Origin of the sequence: Nocardia sp. SYP-A9097, from assembly GCF_009649815.1 — a bacterium.
Classification (GTDB): Bacteria; Actinomycetota; Actinomycetes; order Mycobacteriales; family Mycobacteriaceae; genus Nocardia.
On record NZ_WJIC01000028.1, the window covers coordinates 54,741 to 79,070 of the forward strand.

At 68.5% G+C, this 24,330-nt stretch carries 6 protein-coding genes and 1 pseudogene; all 7 read right to left on the reverse strand.

Going from position 1 to position 24,330, the window contains the following annotated elements; genetic code table 11:
• Positions 1–54 precede the first annotated feature (54 nt).
• The 7 genes and pseudogenes from GFY24_RS42520 to GFY24_RS34030 all read right to left on the reverse strand — a co-directional run bounded on the left by GFY24_RS42520 (position 55) and on the right by GFY24_RS34030 (position 24,320).
• Positions 55–9,084, reverse strand: a complete 9,030-nt coding sequence (locus GFY24_RS42520; RefSeq protein WP_375336137.1) for an SDR family NAD(P)-dependent oxidoreductase — start codon at positions 9,082–9,084, stop codon at positions 55–57.
• Positions 9,067–11,739: pseudogene (locus GFY24_RS43900) on the reverse strand (type I polyketide synthase); the annotation flags it as partial. The pseudogene GFY24_RS43900 and the gene GFY24_RS42520, both read right to left, overlap by 18 nt.
• Positions 11,736–20,111 carry a type I polyketide synthase gene (locus GFY24_RS34010; protein WP_153809214.1) on the reverse strand — a complete coding sequence of 2,792 codons (8,376 nt, stop codon included), beginning with the start codon at positions 20,109–20,111 and terminating at the stop codon, positions 11,736–11,738. The pseudogene GFY24_RS43900 and the gene GFY24_RS34010, both read right to left, overlap by 4 nt.
• 97 nt (positions 20,112–20,208) lie before the next feature.
• Positions 20,209–21,201: a 3-oxoacyl-ACP synthase III family protein gene (locus GFY24_RS34015; RefSeq protein WP_153809215.1), complete on the reverse strand. Its 993-nt coding sequence runs from the start codon at positions 21,199–21,201 to the stop codon at positions 20,209–20,211.
• Between the two features lie 126 nt (positions 21,202–21,327).
• Complete coding sequence (locus GFY24_RS34020; protein WP_153809216.1) at positions 21,328–22,578, reverse strand: FAD-dependent oxidoreductase; 1,251 nt, start codon at positions 22,576–22,578, stop codon at positions 21,328–21,330.
• Between the two features lie 46 nt (positions 22,579–22,624).
• Positions 22,625–22,858: a hypothetical protein gene (locus GFY24_RS42525; protein WP_153809217.1), complete on the reverse strand. Its 234-nt coding sequence runs from the start codon at positions 22,856–22,858 to the stop codon at positions 22,625–22,627.
• 82 nt (positions 22,859–22,940) lie between these two features.
• The gene (locus tag GFY24_RS34030; protein WP_153809218.1) at positions 22,941–24,320 is read right to left on the reverse strand and encodes a cytochrome P450; all 1,380 of its coding nucleotides are present in this window, start codon (positions 24,318–24,320) and stop codon (positions 22,941–22,943) included.
• Positions 24,321–24,330: the final 10 nt, after the last annotated feature.

The window sequence follows — 24,330 nt, forward strand, 5'->3', positions numbered from 1 at the left end:
GGCAGGTGAGCGTCCTTCCGAGCTGTGATCGGTGCGTTGTTCATGTGCGCCGTCCTATCGGCCGGACGCGGGCGGGACGGAGGAGGAGGTGAACGAGCCGAGCTCCCGGTCCAGCGCACCGAACAACTCGTCGTCGGTGGCCGGTTCGAAGACCTCGCCCGCGCCGTCGGGTTCATCACCCAACCTGCGCAGCAGGGCTTCGAGCCGGGTCGCGAAGGATGCTCGCAGCGGGTCGCCGGCCGGGCGGGCGAGCAGGTCGGCCTCGATGCGCGCCAAACCCTCCAGAGCCGGGCCGTCACCCGCCGGGGTGTCCGGGGTGATCCGGGTTCGCACGTAGCCGACGATGGCGTCGATGGTGGGGTAGTCGAAGATCAGCGTCGCGGGCAGCCGCAACCCCGTCACGGCACTGAGCCGGTTGCGGAGCTGGACGGCGGTGAGCGAGTCGAAACCCAGATCCTTGAGTGGACGCTCGGCATCGATATCGTCCGAATCGGCATGGCCGAGCACCTCGGCGATCTGGGTACGGACCGTGCCCAGAATGACCGCCGACTGCTCCGCCGCGTCCAACCCGGCCAACTCCCGGGTCAGATTCGCCACGTCACCGGAGTCCGCGATACCGTGACCGACCAGGTCGCGCAGTACCGCCGGTATCGTCCCGAATTCCCGATCACGCTGGTACACACCGAGATTCACGCGTGCCGGGACGACCGCCGCCCGATCGACCAGCAGCGCCGCGTCCAGTAGACCGAGCGCCTCCGCGGACGGCATGAGCCCCAGGCCCGGACCGCCGGCGCGCAGCGCCGCGAGATCCGTACCCTCGGCGGCCCACTGCCCCCAGGCCAGGCTGACCGCGTGCCGCCCCGCCGCGCGCCGCCGTGCGGCGAGCGCGTCCAGGAAGGCGTCCGCGGCGGCCACGCCGCTCTGGTTCGGATCGCCGAGCACTCCCGCGGTGGTGGAGTACAGCACGAACGCGGCCAGGTCGAGCTCCGCGGTGGCCCCGTGCAGCTGCCAGGCCGCGGCCACCGTCGCCTCGGGCGTCTCGGCCCTGAAGGTGTGGAAGATCGCGGTCAGCGGGTGCCGCGAGTCGACGGCATCGACCATCGCTCGCACGCCGGCACTCTCGCACAGGTCCACCTCGACGATCTCGACCTGCGCGCCCGCCGCGATGAGTTCGCGCCGCAGTTCGTCATCGCCACCGCAGAGCAGCAGCCGCCGCACACCGTAGCGGGTGACCAGATGCCGCGCGGTGGCCGCACCCCGGGGAGCGTCACCGCCGGTGAGCAGTACGGTGCCGTCGGGGTCGAAGGCCACGCCCGGCCCGTCGCCGACGGGCGCACGAGTGAGTCGCGGCACGAACCACTCGCCACCGCGCAGTGCGAGCTGTGGTTCATCACCACCCGCCACCGCCTGCAGCAGATCGGCGGACGGGTCCGCGGTATCGAGGTCGATCAGCACGACGCGACCGGGATACCGGACCTGAAGACCGCGGACCGCGCCCCATACCGTGGCGGCCGCGACATCGGAGACGATCTCACCTTCGTGGACCGGCACCGCGCCCCGGGTGACGACCAACAGCCGGGAGTCGTCCAGCAGGGGTTCGTCGAGCAGCTCGGCGATCCATTCCAGGACACCGCGCGCCAGCTCGCCGGCGGCGGTCCGAACATCCGTGTCCGGGGCGGCGGCCGCGGCGAGCAGCACCACATCCGGGGCCAGGAAGTCGGCGTCGAATACCGGTCGATCGTGGAACGACAGCACCTCCGAGCCCGCGGCGACCAAGGCCTCGGAGAGTCCCGAAGCCGAGTCGACGGCCCAGACCCCGATCGTCGGCGTCTGCTCGGACCGGGCCGCGGACACCCAGTCCAGCTGATAGATCGAGCGCTGACCCGCGGCGCGCGCACTCGCCAGTTGCTGTGGTGAGACCGCCCGCAATGCCAGCGCGTCGACCTCCGCGACCGGCACACCGTGCGAATCATCCAGTCGCAGTGAGACTTCCCCGTCGCCGATCGCGCCTATCCGTGCCCGTATCAGCCCCCGCGCGGCAGCCCGTTGCCGAACACCGTTCCAGGAGAACGGCATTCGTATCTCGGCCCGCTCCTGACCTGGCTCGGCGTCGAACAGGGCGACCAACAGCGCGGCGTCCAGCAATGCGGGGTGGATACGGTGACCGGCGGCGTCGGGCACCGCAATCTCGGCGTAGATATCGTCACCGTCACGCCAGGCCGCACGCAGATTGTCGAAGGCGGGCTGGTACTCGACACCCAGACCCAGCGCCCGCTCCCGCAGTTCGGCGAGATCGACCGGCACCGCGGACGCCGGGGGCACCGTACCCGGCAGACCCGCACCGCGGCGGCCGCTGTCGGCCGTCGCGGCGACCAGAGTGGCACTCGCGTGCAACGTCCACTCCAGGTTCTCCCGGATATCGTCACCGACCGGCCGGGAGTACACCGTCACCGCGCGCCGACCGGTCTGCCCGTCGAGTTCGCGGACCCGCACCTGCAGGTGGCATCGGACGCCGGGCTCCAGCACCAGCGGCGCCTGCACCGTCAACTCCTCGATCTGCGGGGTATCGGTGTCCGCCGCGGCATGCAGGGCCAGATCCAGGTACGCGCTGCCGGGCAGCAGCACGGTGCCCAGAATGCGATGCCCGGCGATCCACGGCTTGGCGGTGGCGGTCAGCATGGCGGTGAGCACCCGGCCCTGCTCGCCCGGAAGTTCCACCGCCGCACCGAGAATCGGATGATTGGCGTCGGTCAGGCCGAGCGAGACCGGGTCGCCGTGGGTGGTGGGGGCATCGAGCCAGAAGCGTTCCCGGGCGAAGGCGTATGTCGGCAGGTCGATCACCCGGCCCGCCGGGATCACCGCGTCCCAGTCGGGGCTGTGGCCGTGCAGATGCGCCTCGGCCACCGCGGCCGTGAATCGCGCCGAACCACCGTCATCGCGTTGCAGCGTGCCGATGGCCACCGCATTGCGGCCGGTCTCGGCGAGGGTGTCGGTGAGCGGCGCCGTCAGCACCGGATTGGCACTGACCTCGATGAACAGCGTGTGGCCGGCCTCGGACAGCGCCCGCACGGTGTCCCGCAGCCGTACCGGTTCGGCCAGGTTGCGATACCAGTAGGCGGCGTCCAGGGTGGCACCGCCGATGAGCCCGCCGGTCACGGTCGAATAGAACGGGATCGCCCCGGCACCGGGCGCGGTGGCGGCCAGATCGTCCAGCACGCGGCCGCGAATCGACTCCACATGCGGTGAGTGCGAGGCGAATGTGGCCGGGAGTACCCGCGCCCGATAACCGTCGGCCTCGCACACGGAGACGAACTCGGTGACGGCATCGATCGGTCCGGCGATCACGGTCGCGGCCGGGCCGATCATGCCCGCCACGTACATGCCGGGCCGTCCCGTGAGCCGGTCGGTGATCTCCTCGGCCGGTGCCGCGACCGAGGCCAGGGTGCCGGTCTCGAGCAGTGGGAGGGCGGCCTGGGCGCGCAGGGTGACGATGCGCGCGGAATCCTCCAGCGACAGCACACCCGAGACGTAGGCCGCGGCGATCTCACCCTGGGACTGACCGACCACCGCGTCCGGATGGATGCCGCGCGCACGCCACAGTGCGGCGAGGCCGATCATGACCGCCCACAGCGTGGGTTGCAGCACCTCCATCCGAGTCAGCGATGCGGCACCCGCGTCGGTGGTGAGCACCTCGTGCAGATCCCAGTCCACGAAGGGTGTCAGTGCGGCGGCGCAGGCGCGCAGCTGCTCGGCGAAGACCGGTTCGGTGGCGAGCAGGTCGCGGGCCATCGCGGCCCACTGCCAGCCCTGACCCGGGAAAACGAACACCAGTCCGCCCGAGCGGGCGGGCAGCGGTCCCGTGACCGGCAGCACTCCGGCGGTCGGCGTCTGCGTGGTCAGCGCGTCCAGCGCGGTGATCGCCTCATCCCGGTCGGCGGCGACGACCGCGGCGCGGTACTCGAATTGGGTTCGGCCCTGGACCAGCGAATAGGCCACATCCCGCAGACTCCGCGCCGGGTCTTCGGCCAGGAACGCGCGCAGCCGCGCGGCCTGTGCTGCCACCCCGCGCGCCGACTTCGCCGACACGACCAGGGGCAGCGCCACGGGTTGCGGTTCCGGTTCCGGCTCCGCGCCCGAGTACACCGGGGCCTGTTCGAGGATGACGTGCGCGTTGGTGCCCGAGATCCCGAAGGATGACACCCCCGCGCGGCGGGGACGGTCACCCTCGACGGACCAGTCCCGGGCCCGGGTGAGCAGCGCGACGGTGCCCTCGCTCCAATCCACATGCGGGGTCGGCTCGTCGATGTGCAGTGTTCTGGGCAGCACGCCGTGCCGCATGGCCTGCACCATCTTTATGACTCCGCCCACACCGGCCGCAGCCTGCGAGTGACCGATATTCGACTTCAGCGACCCCAGCCACAGCGGGGTCCGGGGATCCCGGTCGCGGCCGTAGGTGGCCAGCAGGGCCTGTGCCTCGATGGGATCACCGAGCGCGGTACCGGTGCCGTGCGCCTCGACCGCATCCACACCGTCCGCGGATACTCCCGCATTGGCCAGCGCCTGCCGAATCACCCGCTCCTGCGAGGGTCCGTTGGGTGCGCTCAAACCATTGCTGGCACCGTCCTGGTTGGTTGCCGAACCGCGGATGACGGCCAGAATCGGGTGTCCATTGGCGATCGCGTCGGACTGGCGTTCGAGCAACAACATGCCCGCGCCCTCCGCGAACCCGGTACCGTCGGCCCCCGCGGCGAACGCCTTGCAGCGGCCGTCGAACGCGAGCACGCGCTGCCTGGCGAAGTCGATGAACACATCCGGGCTGGTATTCACGGTGACGCCACCGGCCAGCGCCATACTGCATTCCCCATTGCGCAGCGACTGCGCGGCCAGGTGAATGGCGACCAGCGACGAGGAGCAGGCGGTATCGATACTGACCGCCGGGCCTTCGAAACCCAGGGTGTAGGCGATCCGGCCGGAGGCGACACTGCCGGTCTTGCCGGTCAGCAGATAGCCCTCGACGTCGTGCGCGCCGTTCGACGCCGCGGTCGTCGTGGACGGACCGTACTGCTGGGTGATCACACCGGTGAACACGCCGATCGGCGTGCCGCGCAACGTGTTCGGTGGAATCGCCGCCCGCTCGAGCACCTCCCAGCTGGTCTCCAGCAGCATTCGCTGCTGCGGATCCATGGCCAGGGCCTCGCGCGGATTGATGCCGAAGAACGCGGGATCGAAATCCGCTGCCTCGGTGACGAATCCGCCGGTTGTCGCGTACGTGGTGCCCGCGTGTTCGGGGTCCGGGTGGTAGATCCCGGCGATATCCCAGCCGCGGTTCGACGGGAACGTTCCGATCGCGTCCTGCTCGTCGACCAGCAGCCGCCACAGTTCTTCGGGCGAGTCGACCCCACCGGGGTAGCGGCAGGCCATCGCGACGATGGCGATGGGTTCGGTGGTCGCGTCGACGCGGGTACCGGGCACGACGGGCTGGGCCGGGGCCTCGGCAACGGCGTACAGCTCGGAGTGCAGATGGTCGGCGAGCGTGTCCGGGGTCGGATAGTCGAAGATCAGGGTGGCCGGAAGGCGAAGGCCCGTAACGGCTTTGAGCCGGTTGCGCAGTTCGACCGCGGTGAGCGAGTCGAACCCGAGATCCTTGAACGCCTGATGCGGCGCGATGGCCTGGGCCGAGTCATGGCCGAGGATCGCCGCCACCTGCTCGGTGAGCATGTCGACCAGGGCGTCTCGGCGCTCCGCGACCGGCAGGCTCGCCAATCGGTCGGTGACCGTGGCGGCCACCCGATTCCCGGATGTGGCCGCGGTGCGCGCCGGACTCGTCAGCAGTCCGGAGAATATCCGCGGAAGTGTGCCCTGATCGGCCAGTTCGCGCAGGGCGGAGCGTTCCAGCCGGGTCGAGACGGTGTGCGCGCGGCCACCGGCCAGCGCGGCGTCGAACAGGGCGAGACCGACTTCATTGGTAATGGGTGTCAGGCCCGATCGCCGGATCCGGTCGATATCGCGTTCGGTCAACGCGCCAGTCATGGCACTGGACTCCTCCCAGAAACCCCACGACAAACTCGACGCCACCAAACCACGCGCCCGCCGAAAACCAGCCAAACCATCCAAAAACGAATTCGCCGCAGCATAATTCGCCTGACCAGAATTACCCAGCACACCACTCGCCGACGAAAACAGAACAAACGCCGACAAATCCAAACCCTCCGTCGCCCGATGCAACCACCACCCCGCATCCACCTTCGGCACCAACACCCGATCCAACTGCTCCACCGACATCGCCGAAACCACCGAATCCTCGAGCACACCCGCGGTATGAACCACCGCCGTCAACCGAGGCACACCCGCGACCAACTCCCGCACCACGGCCTCATCGCCGACATCGCAGGCCACCACCTGTACCCGTGCGCCCAGTCCGGTCAGCTCCTCGCACAACTCCCCCGCGCCCGCCGCACCCGGACCCTGCCGGGACACCAGCACCAGGTCGCGAATCCCCCACTCCCGCACCACGAACCGCGCGATCAGACCACCCAGCGTGCCGGTACCACCGGTGATCAACACCGAACCGTCCGGATCCAGCGCGGTGGGAACGGTCAGCACGTGTTTGCCGATGTTCCGGCCCTGCTGCAGGTGCCGGAAGGCTTCGGGAGCGTGGTGAATATCGGTGGCGTACAAGGGAAGTGGGGTGAGAACGCCGCGTTCGAACAGTTCGCGCAGGTCGGTCAGCATCTCCCGATGGCGATCCGGTCCGGCCTCGATCAAGTCGAAGGCACGATAGTGGACACCCGGGAAGAGTTGTGCGATCTCGTCGGCGTCGCGGATATCGGTCTTGCCCATTTCGATGAAACGGCCCGCGTTCGAAGGCAGCAAACGCAGGGATGCGTCGACGAATTCGCCTGCGAGCGAATTGAGTACGATATCGATGCCGTCGGGCACGGCCGCGGCGAAGCGGTCCGCGAATTCGAGGGTGCGGGAATTCGCTATCCGCTCATCGCTCAGACCGGCGGCGCGGAGAACTCCCCATTTACCCGGGCTCGCCGTCGCGTAGACGTCGAGTCCCCAGTGCCGGGCGAGTTGGATGGCCGCCTGACCCACACCGCCAGCGGCGGCGTGAATGAGGATCTTCTCCCCGGTGCGGACGGTGGCGAGATCACGCAACCCGTAGTAGGCGGTGAGGAAGACCACCGGAACGGCCGCGGCCTGGGCGTAGGTCCACCCGGTGGGCATCGGCACCAGCCAGCGGTGATCGACCACCGTGATCGGTGCGGCCGCGGAGGCGGCCAGACCCATCACCCGGTCACCCGCTTTCAGCGAGGTGACATCCGGTGCGGTCTCGAGGACCACACCGGCCGCTTCGCTGCCGATGGTGCCGTGCCCCGGATACACGCCGAGGGTGATCAGGACATCACGGAAGTTGATGCCGGAGGCGCGCACCGCGATGCGCACCTGTCCGGGCCGGAGCGGTGCGGCGGCCTCCGGATGGGTGGCCAGCGTGAGATTGTCGATCGTGCCGGAGCGGGTGATGTCGAGCCGCCACGGTCCGGTGTCCGGTTCGGTGAGCGCCGGGGCGCCGACCGCGATCAGCCGTAGCCGGTGCAAGCCGTCCGGTCGTGCGGCGAGTTGGGGTTCGCCGCTGGCCACCGCCTCGGCCACCAGCTCCGGATCGGCCGCACCGCCGGCACCGAGATCGAGCAGGACGATCCGGTCCGGATTCTCGGTCTGCGCGGTGCGGACCAGACCCCAGAGCGCGGCGGCGGGCAGGTCGCCGACCGCCTCACCGACCCCGGCCGCGACCGCGCCGCGGGTGGTGATCACCAGACGGGTGGATTCGAATGCGGGTTCGGCCAGGAACACCTGCACGAAACGCAGGGCACGCGCGGTGAGCGCATGTGTCGCCGCCGGAATCTCCCCGTCCGGTCCGGCCGCGGGCACCACCAGCACCTGCGGTGCGGTATCCGCGGATTCCCGCAGGATCTCCGGATCGAGGGCGGGCAGGGTGCGTATGGTCAGCGATTCCGGCGGGGTCGCCGCGGCGGGCAGCAACTCCCAGTTCAGCTCGTACCCGGCGGTGGCCGCGCGGGCACCGGCGGAGAGCTTGCCGGCGTCGACGGCCCGCACGGTGAGTGATTCGGCCGCGAGCACCGTGGCACCGGCGGGGTCGGCGACCGTCAATTCGATTGTGTCGGAACCGGTCCGGTCGATGCGGACGCGCAGCGTCGTAGCGCCGGTGGCATGCAGTTGCGCACCGGTCCAGGTGAATGGCAGTTGGACTCCGGCCGCGGGCGTATCACCCTCCTCGGGGAGCAGTAGCGGATGCAGAGCCGCGTCGAGCAGGGCCGGATGCAACCCGTAACCGGCGATGTCGGTGTCCTCGGGCAGCGTGACCTCGGCGTAGGTGGTCCGGCCCGCACGCCATACCGTGCGCAGGCCGCGCAGGGCGGGCCCGTACTCGTAACCGCGTTCGGCCAGCCGGTCGTACACGCCGGTGAGGTCGAGGGGGGCGGCACCGGCCGGTGGCCACTGTGCCGCCCAGTCGTTCGCGGCCACACCGGAGTCTTCGGCGGTGAGGGTGGCGGTGGCGTGCCGTATCCAGTCGGCGTGCTCGGTGCGCGAGTGCAGGGTCAGAGTCCGGTGTCCGGTGCCGGTATCGGCCTCGGTGATGCCGATCTGCAGCTGTACCGGGCGGTCGGCGGTGAGCACCAGCGGCGCCTCCAGCATCAGTTCTTCGACTCGGCCGGTATCGGTGCGCCCCGCCGCGTGCAGGGCGAGATCGAGGTAGGCGGTTCCGGGTAGCAGCACCGTGTCGTATACGGCGTGGTCGGCTATCCACGGGTGGTCTTCGAGCGCCAACCGGCCGGTGAACATCCAGCCTCGGGTGCTCGATATTTCGGTGGTCGCACCCAGCAGCGCGTGCCGCGCCGCTTCCACGCCGAGCGCCGCCGGGTCACCGGCGGCGGCACGGGGGGTGTGCAGCCAATACTGCTGGTGTTCGAACGCGTAGGTCGGCAGTTCCACGGCGGGGGTATCCGGGAATATCCGCTGCCAATCGGGACTGTGGCCGGACAAATGCGCCTGCGCCACTCCGACCAGGAATTGATCCAATCCGCCACGATCACGGCGAATGGAACCCACGACCGCACCCGCGGCGGACAATTCATCCAGAATATCGGTGATCGCGCCACCCAATACCGGATGCGGCGCGGTCTCCACGAAGAGCGAATGCCCGGATTTCACCAACTCCCCCACCGCATCGGCGAAGCGGACATGGTTGGCCAAATTATCGAACCAGTATTGTGCGTCCAATTCCGCGGTGTCTATCCGCGTACCGGTCAAGGTCGAATAGAACGGCACCCGGCCCGACCGCGGGCGAACCGGCGCCAGATCGGCCAGAATCCGCTCCCGCAACCGCACGACATGCGGGGTGTGCGAGGCGTAGTCGACCGCGATCACCCGCGCCTGCACCCCGTCGGCCTCGCATCCGGCGACGAACCGCACCACCTGGTCACGATCGCCCGCGATCACCGTCGACGCGGGTCCGTTCACCGCCGCCACGTACAGGTCCCGCTCCGGCCACGTCTCGAGGCGTGCCCGGACCACTGTCTCGGACAACGAGACCGACGCCATCGTCCCCGAGCCGGCCAGCGCCGTGATGGCCTGCGATCGCAGTGCCACCACCCGCGCCGAATCCTCGAGCGAGATCGCCCCCGCCACATAGGCGGCGGCGATCTCGCCCTGTGAATGCCCGATGACCGCGTCCGGTTCAACCCCGTACGACCGCCACACTGCGGCCAATCCGATCATCACCGCCCACAATGCCGGCTGCACCACATCGACCCGCTCCAGCAACTCTTCATCGCCGGTGCGTAAAACCTCGGTGAGATCCCATTCCACGAATGGCGACAGTGCCGCCGCGCATTCGCGAATTCGATCCGCGAATACATCGGAGACCTCCAGCAATTCGCGGCCCATACCGATCCATTGCGAACCCTGACCTGGAAATACGAATACACGACCACCAGGTACATCGCTGCCCCGGAACATAATCGGTGACGCGCCGCCGATCGCCAGGGAACCCAGGGCCGATATCGCCTCGTCTCGTCCGTCGGCGACCACCGCCGCCCGATATTCGAAATGCGATCGCGTCCTCGCCAGGGCGGACCCCACCCGGTTCGCATCCAATTCCGGATGCTCGGACAGGAAGTCCCGCAGTTTCCCGGCCTGGGCACACAGGCCGCGCTCGGTCCGCGACGACAGCACCCACAGCGCGGCGGGAGCGGCGCTCGCCGGGGCCGGAGCGGTACCGGTCACCTCGGCAGCCGGAGCGGATTGTTCGATGATGACATGTGCATTGGTGCCCGAGATACCGAACGAGGAGACCGCGGCGCGACGCGGCCGGCCGTCGGCGGCGGGCCATTCCCGTTCTTCGGTCAGCAGCGCCACGGCTCCCGCGGTCCAGTCCACCTCCGGCGTCGGCCGGTCGACATGCAGGGTTTTGGGCATTACCGCGTACCGCATGGCCTGCACCATTTTGATGACGCCGCCGACACCGGCGGCCGCCTGCGAGTGGCCGATATTGGTCTTCAGCGATCCCAGCCACAGCGGTGTGCCGGGATCGCGGTCGCGACCGTAGGTCGCCAGCAGCGCCTGCGCCTCGATCGGGTCGCCGAGCGGAGTTCCGGTGCCGTGTGCCTCCACCACATCCACCTCATCCGACCGCAGGCCGGCATTGGCCAGGGCCTGCCGGATCACCCGCTCCTGCGACGGCCCGTTCGGCGCGGTCAACTGACTGCTCTTACCGTCCTGATTGATCGCCGAGCCACGAATCACCGCCAGGATCTCGCGGCCGTTGGCGCGCGCGTCGGAGAGTCGCTCGAGCGCCAGCACACCGGCGCCCTCCGCCCAGCCGGTGCCGTCGGCGGCGGCGGCGAAGGCCTTACAACGCCCGTCGGGCGCCAATCCGCGCTGCCGGGAGAACTCGACGAAGGTCGACGGCGTCGCCATCACGGTGACACCGCCGGCCAGTGCGAGCGAGCATTCCTTGTTCCGCAGGGCCTGCGCGGCCAGGTGCATGGCGACCAGCGACGACGAGCACGCGGTATCGACGGTGACCGCCGGGCCCTCGAACCCGAGGGTGTAGGACACCCGGCCCGAGGCCACACTGCCCGCGGACCCGGTGACCAGCAGACCCTCCAACTCGGCCGGGGAGGGCGTCGGCGAGGTCAGGACGCGGCCACCGTAATCGGAGTACATGACGCCGGTGAACACGCCCGTGGACGAGCCGCGCAGCGCGGCGGGAACGATGCCCGCGTGCTCCAGCGCCTCCCACGAGCATTCCAGCAGCAGCCGCTGCTGCGGGTCCATCGACATCGCTTCGCGCGGGCTCACACCGAAGAACGACGCGTCGAATGACGAAGCCTCGGAAAGGAATCCGCCGACGCGGGTATAGGACTGCCCGCCGTCTGTGCCGAACAGCGAGGCCAGCTCCCAGCCGCGATCCGCCGGGAACTCGTGCACCGCGTCCACACCATCGGACACCAGCCGCCACAGGTCGTCGGGTGATGCCACGCCGCCCGGATAGCGGCACGCCATACCGATGATGGCGATGGGTTCGCGGCTGTCGTCGACCAAGCGCTGAGTGCGATCGCGCAGCCGCTCGTTCTCCAGAAGCGAGGCCCGCAGCGCCTCAACCAGCTTGCTCGAGGGCTCAGTCATGATCGGTGGTACCTCTCGTCTCAGAATTCGTTATTGGTGAGCGCGATCGCGATCAGCGCGTCGATGTCGGCGGATTTGATCTGTTCGAGTTTTTCCCCGGCCGCCGATTCGGATCGGCGATCGATGATCTCCATATCCCGCCGGGGATCGTTGTCGGGTTCGTTCGTGGTCGTACCGCCGCCGAGTTCGCGGTACAGGTATTCGGACATCGCGTCGACCGTCGGATAGTTCAAAGCGAAAGTGCTCGCCAGTCGCAGTCCGGTGGCCGCACCCAGGCGATTTCGCAATTCCACTGCCGTCAGCGAATCGAATCCCATTTCCAGCAGGCCCTGTCCGGTATCGATGCGATTCTGGTTCGGAATGGCCAGGACGGCGGAAATCTGCGAGAGAACGGTGGAGATGATCAGTGTGCGCTGCTCGGCGGCGGCGAGTCCGGCCAGCTGATCCGCCAGCGCCGGCATGGTGTTCCGCACCGTGGTTCGCCGGGTGCTCTTCGGTATCAGCCGCTGGAACAGCGGTGGCAGATCGCCGTTCTCCTGCCGTCGGCGGTATACGGCCGAGTCGAGCCTGGTCGTCAGAAAATGCGACTCTCCGGAATTGACCGCGATATCGAACAATGCGAGCGCGTCGTCCGTGGCGAGCGGTTTCAGGCCGAGCTGTCGAAGTCGGTCGATATCGCGTTCGGTCAACGCGCCAGTCATGGCACTGGACTCCTCCCAGAAACCCCACGACAAACTCGACGCCACCAAACCACGCGCCCGCCGAAAACCAGCCAAACCATCCAAAAACGAATTCGCCGCAGCATAATTCGCCTGACCAGAATTACCCAGCACACCACTCGCCGACGAAAACAGAACAAACGCCGACAAATCCAAACCCTCCGTCGCCCGATGCAACCACCACCCCGCATCCACCTTCGGCACCAACACCCGATCCAACTGCTCCACCGACATCGCCGAAACCACCGAATCCTCGAGCACACCCGCGGTATGAACCACCGCCGTCAACCGAGGCACACCCGCGACCAACTCCCGCACCACGGCCTCATCGCCGACATCGCAGGCCACCACCTGTACCCGTGCGCCCAGTCCGGTCAGCTCCTCGCACAACTCCCCCGCGCCCGCCGCACCCGGACCCTGCCGGGACACCAGCACCAGGTCGCGAATCCCCCACTCCCGCACCACGAACCGCGCGATCAGACCACCCAGCGTGCCGGTACCACCGGTGATCAACACCGAACCGTCCGGATCCAGCGCGGTGGGAACGGGCACCACATCTTTCGCCGGGAGCAACCGCGGCACCAGCAGATCCCCCGAGCGCACGGCGACCTGCGGTTCGCCACAGCCCACGACTCGCGATATCGCTCCCTGGTCCGTCGCATCGGCGGCTGCCGCGTTCGGATCCAGGTCCATCAGCACCACGCGGCCCGGATGCTCGGTCTGCACCGAGCGCACCAACCCCCACACTCCGGCACCGGCCGGATCGGTCACCCCGTCGCCGGTGTCCACCGCGCCCCGGGTCAGCACGACCAGCGTGCGATCCTCCGCGTCCGGTCCGGCCAGGAAGCGCTGGGTGAAATCCAGTACGCGGCCCAGCAATTCGTGCGTGCCCGCGACCATGTCCGCCGGCGTGCCGAACGCGCCCAACGCGATCACGCGGGCTCCGCTCGATAGTTGCCGGTCCGAGTCCGAGAGTTCCGAACCATCCAGGAACACCGGTATCGAGCCGGCATGACCGTTCTGGTTCTCCGCACGCTGCCAGCCGATGCGATATCCGGCATCGTGGTCCCGGCGGTCCACGGCGAACTGTTCGGGATCGGCCGCGAGCATGGTGAGGTCGTCGACCGAGAGCACCGGCATGCCGTCCTGATCGGTCATATCCAGTTGGTGGCCGCCGGTCTCGGCGGGGCTGATCCGCACTCGGAGCGTGCCGACCTTGGTGGCGTACCGGCGCACCCCCGACCACGCGAACGGCAGCCGGACGGCGGTATCGTCCGCGCCGAGCAGTCCCGAAACCAGCGGATGCAAGGTCGCGTCCACCAGCGCCGGATGCACTCCGAAACCGGCCATCTCGACCTCGTCCGGCAGCGTGACCTCGGCGAATGTCACCGCACCGTCCCGCCATACCGACCGCAGGCCCTGGAACAGGGGACCGTATTCGTAGCCGCGCTCGGCCAAGCTCTCGTAGAGACCGGCCAATTCCACCGGTACGGCCTCGGCGGGTGGCCAGTGGCGCGCCCACTCGTGCCGGATTTCGGGGTGGTTGTCCGGGGCCGGTGACACGATGCCGCTGGCGTGCCGGGTCCATTCGTCGCCGACCTCGTCGGCGCGGTGGCGGGCGTATACGGTGAGCGCCCGTTGCCCGGTGTCGTCGGGTTCGCCGACTCGGACCCGCACCTGCGCCTCGCTGTCCGGGTGCAGGGTGAGCGGCGCGTGCAGCGTCAATTCCGCGAGTACGGGCAGGTCGAGGAGTTCACCGGCGTGCAGCGCCAGATCCAGGTAGGCGGTGCCCGGCAGGACGACGGTGTCCAGGACGGCGTGTTCGGCGATCCAGGGCTGGTCGGTCAGGGTCAATCTGCCGGTGAATACCCAGTTCTCGTCCTCGGGGAGTTGCATCGCGGCGCCGAGCAGCGCGTGGTCGGACGCGGCCAGGCCCAGGGCCTCCGGGGCGGCGAGCCGGCGTGGTGCGTCCAGCCAGTACCGTTCGCGCTGGAAGGCGTAGGTGGGTAGTTCGACCGGCCGGCCGTCGGGGAACATCGCACTCCAGTCGATTCCGTGTCCGCGCAGGTGCGCCTGGGTGATGGCGGTGACGAGGGTGGTGGTCTCGGGGCGTCCGGTGCGCAGGATCGGGGCGAGCATCGGTGCCGCGGGTGCGGTGCCGATGTCGTCGCCGGTGACCACGGCGCTGGTCAGGGTCGCGTCGACCATCGCGAGCAGGACGGCGTCGGGGCCGACCTCCAGATAGGAGGTGATGCCGCGCGCGGCGAGCGTGCCGACGCCGTCGGCGAATCTGACCGCCGATCGCACATGCCGCACCCAGTACTCGGCCTCGGTGATCTCGCCCGGTCCGGTCCACCGGCCGGTGAGGTTGGAGATCATCGGAATGTTCGGTTCACGGATCGTCAGCTGGGCGACGGCGGTGCGGAATCGATCGGCGGCGTCATCCATATGCGGGGAGTGGAATGCGTGACTTACGTTGAGCCGCCGCGCTTTTCGGCCGTCGGCGCGGAATCGGGCCATCACCTCCTCGGCGGCGTCGGCATCGCCGGAGATGACCACGGATTGCGGGCTGTTGACGGCGGCGACGGCGAGCCGGCCGGTGTACCCGGCCAGGGCGTCGAGCACTTCGGCTTCGCTCGCGGCGAGGGCGATCATCACCCCGCCCGAGCGCGCCGCCTGCATGGCCGCACCGCGCTCGGCGACCATGGCGACGGCGTCGGTCAGCGTGAGTGCGCCCGCCACATGCGCCGCGGTGATCTCACCGATCGAGTGACCGATCACGGCATCGGGCACCACCCCGAAATGGCCGAGCAGCCGGAACAACGCGCATTCGACGGCGAACAGCCCGGCCTGCGTATACAGGGTCCGATCGAGCAGTTCCGCCTGCGCACCGCCGGGCTCGGCGAAGATCACCGTACGCAGCGGCGTGTCCAGGTACCGGTCGAACAGTGCGCAGATCTCGTCCAGCGCGGCCGCGAAGACCGGATGGGCGGCGTACAGCTCGCGTCCCATTCCCGCGCGTTGCGACCCCTGCCCGGAGAACACGAACGCGAGACCGCCACCGGTGTGCGATCCCGGCCGCAGCACCGCGGGTGACGGTTCGCCGACGCTGAGCGAGGCGAGGTCGGCCAGCGCCTGGGTGCGGTCGGTGACGATCACGGCGGCGCGATGGGCGAATTGCGCCCGCGTGACGGCCAGCGAACAACCGATATCCCGGGAGACGAGCTCGGGCTGCGCGAGCAGGTGCGCGCGCAGCCGGGCCGCCTGATCGTAGAGCGCCTCTTCGGTGCGGGCCGACAGGATCCAGGGCAGCGTGGCCGGTGCGGTGGCAGGTGCGGTGGCAGGTGCGGTGGCCGCGGGCCCCTCCTCGATGATGACGTGGGCATTGGTGCCGGAGATCCCGAACGACGAGATCGCGGCCCGCCGCGGCCTGCCCTCGACGACCGGCCAGTCCGCGGTCTCGGTCAACAGCGACAGCCCGCCGGAACTCCAGTCCACGTGCGGTGTCGGCTCCTGGACGTGCAGCGTCCGCGGCAGGCTGCCGTGCCGGATTGCCTCGATCATCTTCATGACGCCACCGATGCCCGCGGCCGCCTGCGCGTGCCCGATATTCGATTTCATCGACCCCACCCGCAGCGGTCGATCCTCGGCCCGGTCGCGGCCGTAGGTGGCCAGCAGGGCCGCCGCCTCGATCGGATCGCCGAGCGATGTGCCGGTGCCGTGTGCCTCCACCGCGTCCACCTCATCGGCCCCGAGACCGGCATCGGCCAGCGCCTGCCGGATCACCCGCTCCTGAGACGGCCCGTTGGGTGCGGTCAGGCCATTGCTGGCGCCGTCCTGGTTCACCGCGCTGCCGCGCACAACCGCGAGCACCCGGTGCCCGTTGGCGCGGGCGGCGGAGAGCCGTTCCAGTACCAGCACCCCGATGCCCTCGGACCACACGGTGCCGTCCGCGTCGGCGGCGAATGCCTTGCATTGCCCGTCCGGCGCGAGTCCGCGCTGCTGCGAGAATTCGGTGAATATCCCGGGTTCCGACATGATCGTCGCGCCGCAGGCCAGCGCCAGCGTGCAGTCGCCCGCGCGGAGTGCCCGCACCGCGAGGTGCAGTGCCACCAGCGATGACGAGCAGGCGGTGTCGACCGTGATCGCGGGGCCTTCGAAGCCGAAGCTGTAGGCGATGCGGCCCGAGGCGACGCTGGCCGTATTGCCGGTGAGCAGATAGCCTTCGGCGCCCGCCGCCGGTTCATGCATGCGCGGGCCGTAGTCCTGTGACATGGCGCCGACGAACACGCCGACCTGTGACCCGCGCAGTGCGGTCGGGTCGATCGCACCCTGTTCGAACGCTTCCCAGCTGGTTTCCAGCAGCAGTCGCTGCTGGGGATCCATCGCGGTGGCCTCGCGCGGGCTGATACCGAAGAACGCGGCGTCGAACAGGTCCGCGTCGTGCAGGAATCCGCCTCGGTTCACATAGGATTTCCCGGCGATTCCGGGCTCCGGGTCGTACAGCTCGCTCTCGTCCCAGCCGCGGTTGTCCGGCATACCGGTGATGACGTCGCGGCCGTCGGCGAGCAGATCCCAGAGTTCGGTGCTCGACCGCACGCCACCGGGGTAGCGGCAGGACATGGCGACGATGGCGATCGGCTCCCGGGCGGTTCCGGCGGCCGGAGCCGGTGACTCGGCCCGCGGGCTGATGCCGAGCAGTTCGGCGTGCAGGTATTCCGACAGTGCCCGGGGCGTGGGATGGTCGAAGATCAATCCGGCGGGCAATGCGAGTCCGGTGGCGGTACCGAGCCGGTCGCGCAGCTCCACCGCGCCGACCGAGTCCAGCCCGAGGTTCTTGAAGGTCTCCTCGAACGGGATTTCCTCGGCCGAGGCGTGCCCCAGCACCGCCGCGATACCGGCCGCCAGCAGTCGGCGCACGAATGCGGGCCGGTCCGCCTCGGCCAGTGCGGCGAGGTGTTGTCCGACCGTGGCGTCCTCGGATTCGGTTGTGCCGTCGGCGAATTCGGCGGTATTGCCGTTGGGTTCCGCGAGAGCGGGTGCGGTCGAAGAGGCGGGGAGGTTCGCGCCGGGCGCGGTCGCCGGGTCCACCACCCAGTGGTGTTTGCGCTGGAAAGCGTAGGTGGGCAGGTCGACGGCGTGCGCGTCCGGCAGCATGACGCTCCAGTCGGGCTGGTGGCCGTGCAGCTGGGCCTGGGTCACGGCAGTCATGAACTGGTCCGCGTCGCCGCGGTCTCGGCGCAGTGATCCGATCGCGGCGACTCCGTCCACCGTCTCGGTGATCGCGGCGGTGAGTACCGGGTGCGCGCTGGGCTCGATGAAGAGGGTGTGTCCGGCGTCCGCCAGGGCCCGGGTGGCTTGGACGAACCGCACGGGGTTCGCCAGGTTCCGATACCAGTACCGCGCGTCCAGACCGGCGGTGTCGTGCAACTCCCCGGTGACGGTGGAGTAGAACGGCACATCCCCCGTGCGTGGCCGAATGTCGGCCAGCTCGTGCAGGACTCGCGCTTCGATCGGTGCGACGAGAGGGGTGTGTGAGGCGTAGTCGACGGGAATCTCCCGGGCCTGGATCCCCTCGGCCGCGCATTCGGTCACGAAGGCGGTCACCTGGTCGTGCGTGCCCGCGACGACCGTCGACGCGATCCCGTTCATGGCGGCGAGGTACAGGCCGGTGCCGGTTCGGGCGTCCAGCCGGGCGCGTACCTCAGCCTCGGGCAGCAGGACCGAGGCCATGGCGCCGGTCCCGGCCAGGGTCGCGACGGCCTGGGCGCGCAGCGCGACGACCCGGGCCGAGTCCCGCAGCGACAACGCGCCCGCGACATAGGCCGCCGCGATCTCACCCTGCGAGCAGCCGACCACGGCATCGGGCTCGATGCCGTGCGCGCGCCACAGGGCGGCCAGCGAGATCATCACCGCCCACAGCACCGGCTGCACCACGTCGGTGTGGTCGAGTTGATCGTGTTCGTCGGTGGTGAGCACTTCGAGCAGGTCCCAGCGCACATAGGGCGCCAGTGCCTCGGCGCAGTCGCGCAGCTGTGCCGCGAACACCGGCGAACCGGCCATGAGCGCGCGCGCCATTCCGGTCCACTGTGATCCTTGGCCGGGGAATACGAATACTCGTTTGCCTTCGATCGCCTTGCCCTGCAATACGATCGGTGACGGCAGTTGCTGCCCGAACATGTCGAGACCGGCCAGGGCCTGTTCACCGGTGGCGGCCAGAATGGCGGCGCGATATTCGAAATGCGTCCTGGTGGTCGCCAGCGAATAGGCGACGTCGCGCAGTGCGGGTTCGGGCCGGTCGAGCAGCCACGACCGCAATCGCGCGGTCTGTACCCGCAGCCCGCGCGGGGTCCGGGCGGAGACCAGCAACGGCACCGTGGTCGCGCCGGCGGTGGGCCGGTCGGTGTCCGGAGCCGGATCGGCGGCGGGCGCCTGGGCGACGACGAGGTGGCAGTTGGTGCCGCCCACGCCGAAGGAGGAGACTCCCGCGATCAGCGAACGGTCCGGCGCGGGCCACGGCGTGAGTTCATCGTTGACGCGAATCCCCCACTCCGCCAAGGGAATCAAGGGGTTCGGTGTGGTGTAGTTCAGGCTCGGCGGGAGTTCCCGATGCGAAATGCTCAGCACCGTTTTGAGCAGGCCGGCAATGCCGGCGGCGCCCTCGAGGTGCCCGATATTGGTCTTCACCGACCCGACGCGCAGGGCATCCCCCGGTAACCGGCCCGCGCCGAGCGCCGCACCGAGCGCGGCCGCTTCGACGCGGTCGCCGACCCGGGTACCGGTGCCGTGCAGTTCGACGTACTGGATATCGCTCGAGTCGATGCCGGACCGCCGGTACGCTGCGCGCAGCACATCTTCCTGACCGTCCTGCCCCGGTACGGCCAGCCCGGCAGTGGCGCCGTCATTGCCGATCGCGCTCCCCAGCAGCTGGCACAGGATCCGGTCACCGTCCGCGAGCGCGCTGAACAACGGTTTCAGCACCAGGCACACCCCGCCCTCGCCGCGCACGTAGCCGTTGGCCCGGGCGTCGAAGGTGAAGCACCGGCCGTCCGGTGACAGCGCGCCGAATCGGTGCGAGGCGAGCACACTGTGCGGGCCGATGGCAAGATTCACGCCGCCGACGATGGCCAGGTCCGATTCGCCTTGGCGCAGGCTCTGGCAGGCGGCGTGCACGGCGACGAGCGAGGATGACTGCCCCGTGTCGATCACCAGGCTGGGACCGCGCAATCCGAGGAAATACGAGACCCGGTTCGCGATGACGCTGCGCAGCGATCCGGCGAAGGACTGCCGCGTGATGGCACCCGCCGCGCCGGTCAGGGAGCTGTAGTCCTCCCACATCGCACCGACGAATACCCCGGCGCGCCGGCCGCGCAGTGTTCCGGGCCGGATCCGGGCGTGTTCGAGCGCTTCCCAGCTCAGTTCGAGCATGAGCCGCTGCTGCGGGTCGGCCGCGTCGGCCTCGCGGGGTGACATCCCGAAGAAGCCGGCGTCGAACTGCCCGAGGTCGTCGAGGAATCCGCCGAACCGGGTGATATCGATGCCGACGTTCCACCGGTCGGCCGGGGCCTCGGTGATCGCGTCGACGCCGTCGCGCAGTAATCGCCAAAAGCTCTCGGGGTCGGGCGCTTTCGGCAGGCGGCAGGATATGCCGACGACGGCAATAGGCTCGTTATCCATCGCGTTGATCGTCTTTCTTCTTCCCCGGATCACGCCCGGAGGCCAAGGGTGGTGGGTCTTTGTCTGCTGCCCCGGAATTCGGGGACGGTTCGGCGATTCAGCCCCATTCCAGCAAGGCCAGGCCGACGGACATGCCGCCGCCGAATCCGATGAGCAGCACCAGATCTCCGGCGTACAGCGCACCGGATCGTGCCGCGTGATCGAGTGTGATGGGGATCGACGCGGCGCCGGTATTGCCGTACTCGACGAGGGTGCGGTGTACCTGTGCGGCGGGCAGATCCAGCAGCGGGACGGTCTGATCGAGCATGACGCCATTGGCCTGATGCGGAATGAGATGCGTAATGGCTTCCGGCTCGACTTGATGGTCGGAGAGGAATTGCTTGACCAATCCGGGCAGGGCGGTGCCGACGAATTCCCGGACCACGCGACCGTCCATGCCGAAATAGTGTCTGCCGGCGGCGAGTGACTCCTCGGTATGGGGTTCCCTGCTCCCACCCGCCGGCACCCGGATCGCTTCGGTCAGTTCCCCGAAGGTGTGCAGGCGGTAGCCGCGTACCCCCGCGCTCGCGGGCGCGGGTCCCACGACGATCGCCCCGGCACCGTCGCCGAACAGGATCACGGTCTTGCGGTCGGTGGGATCGAGGATGCGCGAATAGATGTCGGCCCCGATGATCAGCCCGTATCCGCCCTGTCCGGCGACGATGGGACAGCCCGCGGCGAGTGCGAATACGAAGCCGCTGCATACGGCGTTCACGTCGAAGCATCCGGCGCTGTCGGCGCCGAGCGCGTGCTGTACGTAGGCCGCGGTGGGTGGTTGTGGCCGGTCGGGTGTGGAGGTCGCCACCACGATGGTGCTCAATTGATCCGCGACGATGCCCGCCCGGGTGAGTGCGCGGCGGGCGGCCGCCACGGCCAGATCGGAGGTGGCCTGTCCTGGCTCGGCCCAGCGGCGCCGCTGGATCATGGTCTTGCGTTGTATCCACTCGTCCGTGACTCCGGCCGCGACCGCGACCTCGTCATTGGTCACCACCCGAGGCGGCAGGTACGCACCGGTGCCGAGCACTCCGATGCCCGGTACCCCGCTAGTCATCGGGTTCCTTCTCGCCGGCGCCGCATCGTGCGGCCGAGCGGGCGGTGCGGCCGAATAGGCTGCCACCACGCATCCGCAAAGACAGTTCTCGGGGTGATCGTTCACGGTGCATCCATCCGTTGGTTGTCACGCGGCCCGGCCGGTGATCGCGGCCGCCGCGGTGTGATCACGCACATCGATCGGGTCGATCACCTCGCCGTTGAGGACTTTGTCGATGATCCAGTACCGCAGTGGCAGTGCGCCGAGTACTCGATAGCGCAATTTCCGCGTGAGTAGTTCGCGCCGATTGCTGACGACGAGGCCTTCCTCTTGCATCGTCTGGAATCGAGTGACCAAATCCTTGTGTTTGCGACGCTCGGCGACGAATCCGGAGAATGTGCTCGCCGAGAGCGGTTTCGTCCCGGATTTCAATGCCGCGGCTATTATCGGTGTAATACGCACACAGTCCTGGACCGACAAATTGATGCCTTGACCGAGAATGGGCGTACACGTATGCGAAGCGTCACCGATGAGGACGAGTCCGTCGCGTGCCCAGGTATCCAGTTCGGCCGTGAAGATTTCCAGGAAGCTGGTGTCTTCCCAGGATTTCACGCTCTGATCCAGCAGCGGGCCGAGACGCGGGTCCAATTCGGTGATTCCGGCCTTGAACGCGTCCAGGCCGGCCTTTTTCACCGCGCTGTATCCGCGCTTGGGCAGGTTGTGCGCGACCCGGAGATCATTGGGAAACGTCGGCATCGAGACCACATGCCGCTGCCGGTCCACGAAGAATTCGGCGTATTGGCTCCAGCCCTCGGGCCGGGGCACTTTGACCCACAGTACGTCCCGGTCCATCGGGGTGATCTTCGCTTCCAGGCCGGCCTGTTTGCGGACCCGCGAGAATCTGCCGTCGGCGCCGACCACCAGGCGGGCGCGGATCACCGTCTCGGATCCGTCGCGCAGCCGGAGTTTGGCGCCGGTCACGGTGCCCGATTCCTCGTCCAGTTCGACCATGGTCGCACCGGCGAGGTAGGTGTACGACGGTTCCCGGCTCGCCGATTCGTTGATGATCCGCAGCAGCGCCGGCTGCGGCATATCCACATGCCGCGCACGGGTTTTCGTGCGTTCATACTCGAGGTCCATCACATGCCGTCCCTCGAGGTACATCCGGATGCCGCGGGTCTCGAGGTATCCGTGCGCCTCCAGCGCGGGGCCGAATCCCAGTGCCCGCAGGGAGGTGACGGACGCGGACACCAGCGTCTCACCACGGAAGGTCCGTTCCAGGGTCGCCTGCTTCTCCGCCAGGACGACATCGACGCCCCGGCGGGCCAGCATGCAGGCGAGCAGTGAACCTGCCGGGCCGCCGCCGATGATCAGTACTTCTGTCTGCTCCGGTACCATTTGGGATGCCTTTCGACTATTGGCCGATAAATGGTGAGAATCGATTTCACTCGGCGCCGGTATGGCAGCGGCGATTCATCGATGTATTGCCGTCGTGGTATACCGTCCGACATCGAACGCCACCGCCATGATCCGAATAATGCGTATGGGTACAGCCACACGCGAAGGTGACATATTCGATCGTGATCCCTTCCGAATCCTTTTCGACATGACAGGCACCTTCGCGCACCGCGCCGCAGGGAGCGAACCTTCTCGAGAAGGAACCGGTCGAAATCAACATCGGTCCGATACTCCGATCTCGGTGAAGCACCACGCACTGCGGTACGAGTCGACTACCTTGAATTCAAGTGTGCGCCGAGGGGCTAAAGGATTGCTTGCCCGGAACTTTCGCGGTGCTGCGCATCGCCGGATCCGCGGCGGGCGGTTTCCAGGCGCAGCGGGAATCCATCGCGGGGCCGCGGTATTGCCATCCGATTCCAGGAGAGTTCGTAATCGGCGTCCACCGACCATTCGAATCGGTTCAGCGCCTGATGCAGAATGGCTTTGATCTGCATGAGCGCGAAGTGCTGCCCGATGCACAGGTGCAGGCCCGCGCCGAACGGCGCCCAGGCCTGTTTGTGCACCCGGTCCTCGCTGCGCTCGGCGCTGAACCGCATCGGGTCGAACAGCTCGGGATCGCGCCAGTATTCGGGCATGTGGTGTACGAAGGCGGGCAGCGCCGCCACCAGTGTTCCTTCGGGGATGCGATATCCGAGCACCGAGGTGTCGGCCACTGTCATGCGGGCGAGCAGTGGCACCGGGGCCTCGAGGCGTAGTGCTTCCCTGATCACCATGTCGAGGGCGCGCAATTCGCCGAGCCGGTCGTAGCGCAGCCCGCCCGGTCCCAGGGCGCGTGACTCGGATCGGCAGCGGTCCATCCATTCGGGATGTTTGGCGAGCTGGTACATCACCGAGGTCACGGTCGTCGACGAGGTCTCGTGTGCGCCGTGGATCATGGCGATCATGTGGTTCACCACCTGCTCGTCGGTGAGCGGCACACCCTCGTCGTCGGTGGCCGCGCACAGCCTGCTCAGCAGGTCCTCGCCCGGATCGGCGCGCTTGGCCGCAACCTGCGCACGCATGATCTCGAGCAGCACGCCGCGCCCGCGCAGTCCGCGTGACCAGCGCAGACCGGGAACCGGCTGGCGGATGAGCGCGGTGCTGGCCCGAATGCAGTCGATGTAGGCGTCGGTCATCCGCTCGGTGTCCGCGCCGAGCCGCATACCGGCGAAGGTGTGGGTCGCGATGCCGAGGATGAGCCGCAGGGTCTCCGGGTAGACGAGGATGTCGCGAGCGCGTTCCCACCTCGACAGGTGTTCGGCGATGGTCGCCTGCATACCGTCCAGATAGGTTTCCATATGCGGCCGTGTGAAGGCCTTGCTGATGATGCGCCGCTGTTGCATGTGTTCCTGCGGACCGAGGTATACGAGCCCGCCCTCGAAGAAAGCGCCATTGACGAAGTTCCAGGCCGGTCCCGGCTCGAAGGCCTTGTCGCGGTTGACAATCGCGACTTCGAGCGCGTCGGGCCCGAGCAGCAGGACCCATTTCCTGCCGAGGAATTCCATCTGTGAGACCGGACCCATGCGTTCCCATCGGCGGCGGGCCCAATTCCGCTGGTTCAACAGGAACGGGATGGTGTCGCCGACGATCGGCAGTGTCCGGTGTGCGGGGATGTCCAGTAGGCCGTTGGTCGATGGGGTCATTGTCGAAATT